The organism is uncultured Streptococcus sp. (assembly GCF_963516575.1).
Classification (GTDB): domain Bacteria; phylum Bacillota; class Bacilli; order Lactobacillales; family Streptococcaceae; genus Streptococcus.
On the sequence record NZ_CAUQCP010000030.1, the window covers coordinates 19626 to 29547 of the forward strand.

Sequence of the window (9922 nt, forward strand, 5' to 3'; positions counted from 1 at the left end):
ATCAAAGAGCAAACTAGGAAACTATAGTAGATTGAAATAAGATATGAACAAATCGATTAGGAAAATCAAATTAATTCCTAGAAATGTTTTAATAGCCATGGCGTACTATTCTAGTTTCAATATACTATAGTAGCAGGTTGTTCAAAACACCGTTTTGAGGTAGTAGATAAGACTGACGAAGTCAGCTCAAAACACTGTTTTGAGGTTGTGGATAGAACTGACGAAGTCAGTAACCATATCTACGATAAGGCGAAGCTGACGTGGTTTGAAGAGATTTTAGAAGAGTATTAACTATTATGCTTTACAAACTAGTGTGAAAGTGGTATATTATAGATGAAGTTGCTAGTATGTATTACAAAATAGATTAGAAGGGAGAAGTGATGAAAGAAACTCAACTATTAAAAGGTGTTCTTGAAGGTTGTGTCTTGGATATGATTGGTCAAAAAGAGCGGTATGGTTATGAGTTGGTTCAGACTTTGCGAGAGGCTGGGTTTGACACTATCGTTCCAGGAACTATTTATCCTTTGTTGCAAAAGTTAGAAAAAAATCAATGGATAAGAGGCGATATGCGCCCGTCGCCAGATGGTCCAGATCGAAAGTATTTTTCATTAACGAAAGAAGGAGAAGAGCGTGTCTCGGTCTTTTGGCAACAATGGGACGATTTGAGTCAAAAAGTAGAAGGAATTAAGAATGGAGGGTAAACCATGAAGAAAATGAAGTATTATGAAGAAACAAGCGCTTTGTTGCATGAGTTTTCTGAGGAGAATCAGCAGTATTTTGAAGAACTGTGGGATAGTTTTAATCTTGCTGGATTTCTCTATGATGAGGACTATCTCAGAGAGCAGATTTATTTGATGATGTTAGATTTCTCAGAAGCAGAACGTGATGGCATGAGTGCAGAGGATTATCTAGGTAAGAATCCTAAAAAAATAATGAAAGAGATGCTCAAGGAAGCACCACGCAGTTCTATCAAGGAGTCCCTTTTGACGCCAATTTTTGTCCTAGCGATATTACGTTACTATCATCTACTGGGTGATTTTTCTAAAGGTCCTCTCTTAACAGTCAATTTGCTCACATTTTTAGGGCAACTGCTTCTTTTTCTGATTGGATTTGCTCTTGTGGCCACAATCTTACGTTGGGGGCTAGTCCAAGATTCTCCTAAAATGAAAATTGGCACCTATATTGTCGTTGGGATTCTTGTTCTGCTAGTTGTTCTGGGATATGTAGGAATAGGAAGTTTTGTACAAGAAGGAGCATTTTATCTTCCTGCTCCCTGGGATAGTTTCCTTGTCTTTACGCTTTCTCTAGTCATCAGTATTTGGAATTGGAAAGAAGCGGTCTTTCGTCCCTTTGTCAGTATGATTATTGCCCACCTTATTGTAGGTTCTCTGCTCCGTTACTATGAGTGGATGGGCATTTCAAATGTTTTCCTTACAAAAGTTATTCCTTTAGCTGTTCTCTTTATTGGTATCTTTCTCCTGTTCCGTGGGTTTAAGAAGATAAAATGGAGTGAAATATAGTCAAAAAGCCGTTGCAAAGCGGTTTTTTGTTATAATGAAGGGAAGAATGTTAGAAATTAAAGGAGAAAAATTTGATGAGATACATAATTCTTGGTCAAGATGACAAAGAATTATCAGAAATTGTTCTCGGAATGATGAGAATAGAAGATAAGTCTGTAAAAGAAGTTGAAGAGCTTGTAGAAACAGCACTTTCTGTTGGAATCAATGCTTTTGACTTGGCTGATATATATGGTCGTGGTCGTTGTGAAGAACTGTTAGGTTTTGTCCTAAAAAATCGTCCAGATTTAAGAGAAAAGATGTGGATTCAGTCCAAATGTGGCATTCGCATTGAAGAATTTACCTATTTTGATTTTTCTAAGGACTATATTATAAAATCAGTTGACGGAATTTTGCAAAGATTGAAGATTGATCATCTAGATAGCTTGCTTCTTCATCGACCAGATGCTTTGATGGAATCTGACCAAGTAGCAGAAGCCTTTGATCTCCTTTATAAACAAGGTAAGGTTCGAAATTTTGGAGTTTCTAATCAAAATCCCATGATGATGGAGTTACTTAAAAAAGATGTCAAGCAGCCGTTAGCTGTTAATCAGCTACAATTGAGTGCGGCTTTTACTCCAGGATTCGAATCAGGTTTTCATGTTAATATGGAAGCTAGTCAAGCAGCTATGCGAGATGGCAGCATTTTTGAATATTGCCAATTACACGATGTGGTCATTCAAGCATGGTCTGTCTTACAATTCGGGTATTTTAAAGGGAATTTTGTTGGAAATGAGAAATTTCAAGCTTTGAATCAAGTACTTGATCGTTTAGCTATTAAATATGGAGTAACCTCTTCAACTATTGCCATTTCTTGGATATTGCGTTATCCAGCAAAAATGCAGGCAGTCGTAGGTACAACAAATCCTAAGCACTTGAGAGAAGTTAGCCAAGCGGCAAACTTTAGCTTAACAAGAAAAGAATGGTATGAAATTTATCTTGCTGCAGGGAATAATTTGCCGTAAGTAGAAGCAGAGTTGAATAAATCACAGTCAAAAAGCCGTTGCAAAGCGGTTTTTTTGTTATAATGAAGGGAAGAATTATTGATTTTAAAGGAGAAAGACATGACATTTGAAGAAATCCTGCCTGGGTTAAAGGCTAAGAAAAAATATGTACGTACTGGTTGGGGAGGTGCTGAAAACTATGTGCAGCTTTTTGATACCATTGAACAAAACGGGGTTGCACTTGAAGTGACGCCTTACTTCTTAATCAACGTGTCTGGCGAAGGAGAAGGTTTTTCCATGTGGAGTCCGACACCTTGTGATGTTTTGGCGACGGATTGGGTAGAAGTGCATGATTAGACGTGTATTGATTACGGGAGTGAGTTCAGGGATCGGCCTAGCTCAAGCTCGACTTTTTTTAGAGAAGGACTTTCAAGTTTATGGAGTGGACCAAGGCGAAAATCCACTATTACAGGGTGATTTCCACTTTTTACAGAGAGATTTGACCTTGAACTTGGAGCCTATTTTTGATTGGTGTCCTCAGGTGGAAGTTTTGTGCAATACTGCTGGAGTTTTGGATGATTACAAACCACTTTTGGAACAGACAGCGCAGGAAATTCAAGAAATTTTTGAAATCAACTATATGACTCCTGTTGAGTTGACTCGCTATTATTTGACGCAAATGTTGGAAAATAAAAAGGGGATCATCATTAATATGTGCTCTATCGCTTCTAGCCTAGCAGGTGGAGGTGGTCACGCCTATACTTCATCTAAGCATGCTTTGGCTGGATTTACCAAGCAGTTGGCTCTAGACTATGCTGAAGCTGGGATTCAGGTCTTTGGTATCGCTCCAGGAGCAGTTAAGACAGCTATGACTGCTGCCGACTTTGAGCCAGGTGGCTTGGCTGACTGGGTGGCGAGTGAAACACCAATCAAGCGCTGGATTGAGCCAGAGGAAGTGGCAGAAGTCAGTCTCTTTTTAGCCAGTGGAAAGGCAAGTGTCATGCAAGGACAAATCCTTACAGTAGATGGTGGCTGGTCTTTGAAGTAGGAGGAGTTGGATGGAAATCAAAAACCACTTAGGCGTCTATGGTGTTTTCTTTGAAAATGGGAAGTTACTCTGTATTGAAAAAACAAGAGGTCCTTATCAACACCGTTATGATCTACCTGGTGGTAGCCAGGAAGTAGGTGAAGGACTGACGGAAACGCTGACTAGAGAAGTTATGGAAGAGACGGGATTAACTGTTAGAAGCTACTCTAATCCTCGAATCTACGATGTTTTCGTCAGGGAAGAGTTAAAAAATTTTATGGTTCACCATGTCATGGCCTTGTATGATGTTGAAATGAATGAGAGTGCACCTCAAGTTACGATTTCGGAAGCTGTATCTGATGGTGCGAATGATTCACTTGGATATATTTGGATGGATATTCAAGAAATCACAGAAGAAAATGCATCGCCATTAGTCTTGAAGGTTAAGTCTGAATTATTAGGATTTCCAGAACTGGACAAGACCTCTTACATGAATTGGAAGGTGAATGATGAGAAACCAACTTGCCCTTAGTGGCGAAAAACTTGATGAAAAAGTTTACCCACAACTATTTCATCATGTTGGCATGATTCGTGGGGAATATTTGTTGAGAGAGGTTAACCAAAACATCCTGTTCCCAAGTTGTCAGCAATTTGTAAAAGATTATCTAGAGACTATCTGCTCCCTGTACTCAGATGAAGAAGTTTGGTATCGTTTTTCTGAATTAACGAATACAGAAGCCAATTGTTTAGTGGGGACTAAAGAGTTTTTTGACGAACGTCATCCTTTGTTTGGATATAGAGGAACTAGGCGTTTACTGGCGTGTCTGGATGAATTTCAGGCTGAGGCAAATGTCGTTACAGAGGTTTATCAAAATAATCCCAATCTGTCTGTTATCTTTCCTTTTGTCAATGATGCCGACCAATTAAAACAAGCTATTAGAGTATTACGTCAGCATGGTTTCGCTGGAAAAATTGGCACGATGATTGAATTACCGTCAGCATATTTTGACTTGGATAGGATACTGGAAACGGGCATTTCAAAGATTGTAGTTGGAATGAATGATTTGACTTCTTTTATTTTTGCCACTGTGAGAAACAGTCAATGGCATGATATGGAAAGTCCAATAATGTTAGATATGCTAAGAGATATGCAGGATAAAGCAAGGACGAAAAAGATTGACTTTGCTGTGGCAGGATATCTGAATGTTTCTTTCTTACAAAAAATGAATCAGATGGGTATCGAATGCGTTATTCACTACAGTTCTATTCCAGATATTTTTAATTTAGAGATTGACCATCCAGACCATCTCAAACACATAAAAGAAGAAAGTAAGAAATTACAAAGGAGCACCTATGACACCGCAGGAAATGTGGAATGCATACAAGAAAATTAACTCCTTTATAGGAGATGAAATCGATGCTTGGGCTTTTGGAGTAGATGCCGATTTCTTGGCAGATTTGGTTTTAAAAGGAGAAAAGACTGCAACAGCATCAGCCTACGACCTCTATGCACTAGAAGCCGAGTCTCTTCCTCAAGAAGGAACTTTTGATGTCATTTTAGATAGTCAAAATCAGGCTGTCTGTATTGTCGAAATTACAAAGGTTTTTGTCCAGCCCTTCAATCAAGTTTCTGCTCAACATGCCTTTAAGGAAGGGGAAGGTGACAAATCCCTAGCCTATTGGCGTCAGGTTCATGAGGATTGTTTCGCCGAGTGGCTGAGAGAAGCAGGACTGACTTTTACACCTGAAAGCAAGGTTGTTTTAGAAGAATTTCGCAAGGTTTACCCACTGTAGACTGTTAGAAGGAAGAAAGTTTTGGAAATCGCTGTCCAATCCTTTTTTCTTAGGCAAAACATGTTATAATAAGTTTGTTTGAAGAAGAGCTCTAGCTCTTAAACTTAGAATAGGAGAAAACTATGCAAGCAGTTGAACATTTTATTAAGCAATTTGTTCCTGAACATTATGATTTATTTTTAGACTTGAGTCGTGAGACCAAGACGTTTTCTGGTAAGGTGACCATCACTGGTCAAGCACAGAGTGACCGTATTTCCCTCCACCAAAAAGACCTGGAAATCGCTTCTGTAGAAGTTGCAGGGGAAGCTCGTCCATTCACAGTTGACCATGACAATGAAGCCCTTCATATCGAACTTGCAGAAGCAGGTTCAGTTGAAGTGGTTATCGCTTTCTCAGGAAAAATCACAGACAATATGACAGGGATTTACCCATCTTACTACACAGTTGATGGAGTCAAGAAGGAAGTCTTGTCAACACAGTTTGAAAGCCATTTTGCGCGCGAAGCCTTCCCATGTGTGGATGAGCCAGAAGCCAAAGCAACTTTTGACCTCTCTCTACGTTTTGACCAAGCAGAAGGTGAATTGGCCTTGTCTAACATGCCAGAAATCGATGTTGAAAACCGTAAGGAAACAGGTATCTGGAAGTTTGAGACAACACCTCGCATGTCTTCTTACTTGTTGGCCTTTGTTGCTGGTGATTTACAAGGAGTAACGGCTAAAACTAAAAACGGTACCCTCGTAGGTGTCTACTCAACCAAAGCCCACCCACTATCTAACCTTGATTTCTCACTGGACATCGCCGTTCGTTCAATCGAGTTTTACGAAGATTACTACGGAGTCAAGTACCCAATCCCTCAATCTCTCCATATCGCTCTTCCTGACTTTTCATCAGGTGCTATGGAAAACTGGGGTCTTGTGACCTACCGTGAAGTTTACTTGGTTGTCGATGAGAACTCTACATTTGCCAGTCGTCAACAAGTTGCCCTTGTAGTTGCACATGAGTTGGCTCACCAATGGTTTGGTAACCTCGTAACGATGAAATGGTGGGATGATCTTTGGCTCAATGAAAGTTTCGCCAACATGATGGAATACGTCTGTGTGGATGCTATTGAACCAAGCTGGAATATCTTTGAAGATTTCCAAACAGGTGGTGTTCCGTCTGCCTTGAAACGTGACGCTACTGATGGCGTTCAGTCCGTTCACGTGGAAGTGAAACATCCAGATGAAATCAATACGCTCTTTGACGGAGCTATCGTTTATGCCAAAGGAAGTCGCCTCATGCACATGCTTCGTCGTTGGCTAGGTGATGCCGATTTTGCCAAAGGCTTGCATGCCTACTTTGAAAAACATCAGTACAGCAATACCATTGGTCGTGACCTTTGGGATGCTCTTGGTCAAGCATCAGGACGTGATGTCGCAGCCTTCATGGATTCTTGGTTGGAACAACCTGGTTATCCAGTTCTCACTGTCAAAGTTGAAAATGATGTCTTGAAGATTTCACAAAAACAATTCTTCATTGGTGAGCACGAAGACAAGAACCGTCTCTGGGTTGTGCCACTCAATAGTAACTGGAAAGGCTTGCCTGATACACTTGAAACTGAAAGCATCGAAATTCAAGGCTACGCAGCCCTTCTTGCTGAAAATGAAGGAGCCCTTCGTTTCAATACTGAAAATACAGCCCACTACATTACAGACTATCAAGGAGACTTGTTAGATGCAGTTCTTGCTGACCTAGTTGAGCTTGATAACACAAGCAAATTGCAAATCGTCCAAGAACGTCGTTTGCTTGCTGAAGCAGGGCACATTTCTTATGCTGACTTGCTCCCAGTCCTTGATAAACTTGCTAAGGAAGAATCTTACCTTGTCGTTTCAGCTGTTTCTCAAGTAATTTCTGCCCTTGAACGCTTTATCGATGAAGGAACAGAAGCTGAGAAAGCCTTTAACAGTCTGGTTGCTAAATTGGCTCGTCATAACTATGATCGTCTTGGTTTTGAAGCTAAAGATGGAGAATCAGATGAGGATGAATTGGTTCGTCAGTTGGCTGTTTCGATGATGATTCGCTCAAATGATTCAGAAGCTAGTCAAGTCGCTAGCCAAATCTTCGAAGCTCACAAGGATCAGCTTGCAGGCCTTCCAGCAGCCATCCGCTCACAAGTTCTCATCAATGAGATGAAACATCATGAGACCAAGGATTTGGTAGCAACTTATCTTGACCTCTACACTCATGCAACAGATGCAGTCTTTAAACGCCAGTTGGCAGGAGCTCTTGCTTATAGTACAGATGCTGACAATATCCAAACCTTGATTGCTTCTTGGAAGGACAAATTTGTGGTCAAACCACAAGACTTGTCAGCTTGGTATAATCATTTCCTATCTCATCAAGCAACTCAGGAAACGGCTTGGTCTTGGGCGCGTGAAAACTGGGCTTGGATTAAGGCAGCCCTTGGAGGAGATATGAGCTTTGATAGTTTTGTTATCCTTCCTGCTCATGTATTTAAAACTCAGCAACGCTTGGTAGAATACAAGGAATTCTTTGAACCACAACTTTCTGACCTTGCTCTCAGCCGTAACATCGGTATGGGAATCAAGGAGATTGCAGCGCGTGTTGACTTGATTAACCGTGAAAAAGCTGCAGTGGAAGCAGTTGTTCTTCAATATGGAACCAAATAATTAAGACTAAATAAAAGAAAACTCAGCTATCTCATGTAAAATGCAGAGAGTTGAGTTTTTTTTAAGGCAAATTTGGTATAATGGTTTTAATAAGGAGGAGTTTCTCATGATAAAAATCTTATTGGTTGAGGATGACCTAGGCCTGTCAAATTCAGTATTTGACTTTTTAGACGATTTTGCGGATGTCATGCAGGTATTTGATGGGGAAGAAGGTCTCTACGAAGCTGAAAGTGGCGTCTATGACTTGATTTTGCTCGATTTAATGTTACCTGAAAAAAATGGCTTCCAAGTCTTGAAAGAATTGCGTGAAAAGGGGATTACGACACCAGTTTTGATCATGACTGCCAAGGAAAGTTTGGATGACAAGGGACATGGTTTTGAACTAGGAGCAGATGATTATCTGACCAAACCTTTCTACCTAGAAGAACTCAAAATGCGGATTCAAGCCCTTCTCAAACGTTCAGGTAAGTTTAATGAAAATACCTTGACTTATGGAAATATTGTAGTTAATTTGTCAACAAATACCGTTAAGGTTGAAGATACTCCTGTCGAATTGCTGGGGAAAGAGTTTGATTTATTAGTTTATTTCCTTCAAAATCAAAATGTTATTTTGCCCAAGACTCAGATTTTTGATCGTCTATGGGGATTTGATAGTGACACAACGATTTCAGTTGTCGAAGTCTATGTTTCAAAAGTCCGTAAGAAATTAAAAGGAACCACTTTTGCAGAGAATTTGCAAACCTTGCGCAGTGTTGGGTATATTTTAAAAGATGTTCAGTAAACTAAAAAAAACATGGTATGCGGATGACTTTAGTTATTTTATTCGCAACTTTGGTGTCTTCACTCTGATTTTCTCCACCATGACCTTGATTATTTTACAGGTCATGCACTCGAGTCTCTATACTTCGGTGGATGATAAGCTTCATGGACTGAGTGAAAATCCTCAGGCAGTTATTCAGCTTGCTGTAAATAGGGCAACAGAAGAGATTAAAGATTTAGAGAATGCTGCTACAGATACTAGTAAGACTGAGGTGAAACCCAATGTCAGTTCCAACACAGAAGTCATTCTTTTTGATAAGAATTTTACACAGCTCCTTTCTGGAAATCGATTTTTGGGCTTGGATAAGATTAAGTTAGAAAAGAAAGAACTAGGCCATATCTACCAGATTCAGGTTTTTAATAGCTATGGACAAGAAGAAATCTATCGCATGATCTTGATGGAAACCAATATCAGTTCGGTTTCAACCAATATCAAGTATGCTGCTGTCTTGATTAATACCAGTCAGTTGGAGCAGGCCAGTCAAAAGCATGAGAAATTGATTGTCGTTGTGATGGCTAGTTTCTGGATTTTGTCTTTACTTGCCAGTCTCTATCTAGCTCGAGTCAGTGTTCGGCCCCTGCTTGAGAGCATGCAGAAGCAACAGTCCTTTGTGGAAAATGCCAGTCATGAGTTACGAACTCCACTTGCAGTTTTGCAAAATCGTTTAGAGACCCTTTTCCGTAAGCCAGAAGCTACCATTATGGATGTGAGTGAAAGCATTGCATCGAGTTTGGAAGAAGTCCGAAATATGCGGTTTTTGACGACGAACTTGTTGAATTTAGCTCGTAGAGATGATGGGATTAAGCCTGAACTTGGAGAAGTTCCAACTAGCTTTTTTAATACGACTTTCACAAACTATGAGATGATTGCTTCTGAAAATGACCGTGTCTTCCGTTTTGAAAATCGTATCCATCGAACGATTATCACAGATCAACTTTTACTAAAACAACTGATGACCATCCTATTTGATAATGCTATCAAATATACTGAGGAGGATGGTGAAATTGATTTTATGATTTCAGCGACTGATCGTAATCTTTACTTGTTAGTTTCCGACAATGGAGTCGGTATTTCAGCAGAAGATAAGAAGAAAATTTTTGATCGTTTTTATC

The 9922-nt window shown here is 39.8% G+C and carries 11 protein-coding genes; all 11 read left to right on the forward strand.

Going from position 1 to position 9922, the window contains the following annotated elements; all coding sequences use genetic code 11:
• Positions 1 to 380 precede the first annotated feature (380 nt).
• Positions 381 to 701, forward strand: a complete 321-nt coding sequence (locus tag RWM06_RS06420; protein ID WP_000665422.1) for a PadR family transcriptional regulator — start codon at positions 381 to 383, stop codon at positions 699 to 701.
• Positions 702 to 704: 3 nt separating this feature from the next.
• Positions 705 to 1520, forward strand: coding sequence for a hypothetical protein (locus RWM06_RS06425; RefSeq protein WP_313970524.1), 816 nt, complete (start codon positions 705 to 707; stop codon positions 1518 to 1520).
• Between the two features lie 74 nt (positions 1521 to 1594).
• On the forward strand, positions 1595 to 2521 hold the full coding sequence (locus tag RWM06_RS06430; protein WP_313970525.1) for an aldo/keto reductase family oxidoreductase: 927 nt from the start codon (positions 1595 to 1597) through the stop codon (positions 2519 to 2521).
• A gap of 99 nt (positions 2522 to 2620) precedes the next feature.
• Positions 2621 to 2857, forward strand: coding sequence for a DUF2829 domain-containing protein (locus RWM06_RS06435; RefSeq protein WP_000141913.1), 237 nt, complete (start codon positions 2621 to 2623; stop codon positions 2855 to 2857).
• Positions 2850 to 3548: a 3-oxoacyl-ACP reductase gene (locus RWM06_RS06440; RefSeq protein ID WP_313970526.1), complete on the forward strand. Its 699-nt coding sequence runs from the start codon at positions 2850 to 2852 to the stop codon at positions 3546 to 3548. Before RWM06_RS06435 ends, RWM06_RS06440 begins: the two co-directional genes overlap by 8 nt.
• A 10-nt stretch (positions 3549 to 3558) precedes the next feature.
• Positions 3559 to 4059, forward strand: a complete 501-nt coding sequence (locus RWM06_RS06445; protein WP_313970527.1) for an NUDIX hydrolase — start codon at positions 3559 to 3561, stop codon at positions 4057 to 4059.
• Positions 4037 to 4921 carry a putative PEP-binding protein gene (locus RWM06_RS06450; protein ID WP_313970528.1) on the forward strand — a complete coding sequence of 295 codons (885 nt, stop codon included), beginning with the start codon at positions 4037 to 4039 and terminating at the stop codon, positions 4919 to 4921. The genes RWM06_RS06445 and RWM06_RS06450 overlap by 23 nt, the downstream gene beginning before the upstream one ends.
• Positions 4881 to 5321 carry an ASCH domain-containing protein gene (locus tag RWM06_RS06455; RefSeq protein WP_313970529.1) on the forward strand — a complete coding sequence of 147 codons (441 nt, stop codon included), beginning with the start codon at positions 4881 to 4883 and terminating at the stop codon, positions 5319 to 5321. The genes RWM06_RS06450 and RWM06_RS06455 overlap by 41 nt, the downstream gene beginning before the upstream one ends.
• 122 nt (positions 5322 to 5443) lie before the next feature.
• Positions 5444 to 7990, forward strand: coding sequence for a M1 family metallopeptidase (locus RWM06_RS06460; protein ID WP_313970530.1), 2547 nt, complete (start codon positions 5444 to 5446; stop codon positions 7988 to 7990).
• A 106-nt stretch (positions 7991 to 8096) separates the two neighbouring features.
• Complete coding sequence (gene ciaR, locus RWM06_RS06465) at positions 8097 to 8771, forward strand: two-component system response regulator CiaR (RefSeq protein ID WP_000590639.1); 675 nt, start codon at positions 8097 to 8099, stop codon at positions 8769 to 8771.
• A partial coding sequence (locus tag RWM06_RS06470) for a HAMP domain-containing sensor histidine kinase (protein WP_313970531.1) occupies positions 8761 to 9922 on the forward strand: 1162 nt, incomplete at its 3' end. The genes ciaR and RWM06_RS06470, both read left to right, overlap by 11 nt.

Coding starts and splice junctions, on each gene's coding strand:
- RWM06_RS06430 (WP_313970525.1), top strand. CDS start 1,595: ATGAGATACATAATTCTTGGTCAAGATGACAAAGAATTATCAGAAATT.
- RWM06_RS06460 (WP_313970530.1), top strand. CDS start 5,444: ATGCAAGCAGTTGAACATTTTATTAAGCAATTTGTTCCTGAACATTAT.
- RWM06_RS06445 (WP_313970527.1), top strand. CDS start 3,559: ATGGAAATCAAAAACCACTTAGGCGTCTATGGTGTTTTCTTTGAAAAT.
- RWM06_RS06435 (WP_000141913.1), top strand. CDS start 2,621: ATGACATTTGAAGAAATCCTGCCTGGGTTAAAGGCTAAGAAAAAATAT.
- RWM06_RS06450 (WP_313970528.1), top strand. CDS start 4,037: ATGAGAAACCAACTTGCCCTTAGTGGCGAAAAACTTGATGAAAAAGTT.
- RWM06_RS06455 (WP_313970529.1), top strand. CDS start 4,881: ATGACACCGCAGGAAATGTGGAATGCATACAAGAAAATTAACTCCTTT.
- RWM06_RS06440 (WP_313970526.1), top strand. CDS start 2,850: ATGATTAGACGTGTATTGATTACGGGAGTGAGTTCAGGGATCGGCCTA.
- RWM06_RS06420 (WP_000665422.1), top strand. CDS start 381: ATGAAAGAAACTCAACTATTAAAAGGTGTTCTTGAAGGTTGTGTCTTG.
- RWM06_RS06425 (WP_313970524.1), top strand. CDS start 705: ATGAAGAAAATGAAGTATTATGAAGAAACAAGCGCTTTGTTGCATGAG.
- ciaR (WP_000590639.1), top strand. CDS start 8,097: ATGATAAAAATCTTATTGGTTGAGGATGACCTAGGCCTGTCAAATTCA.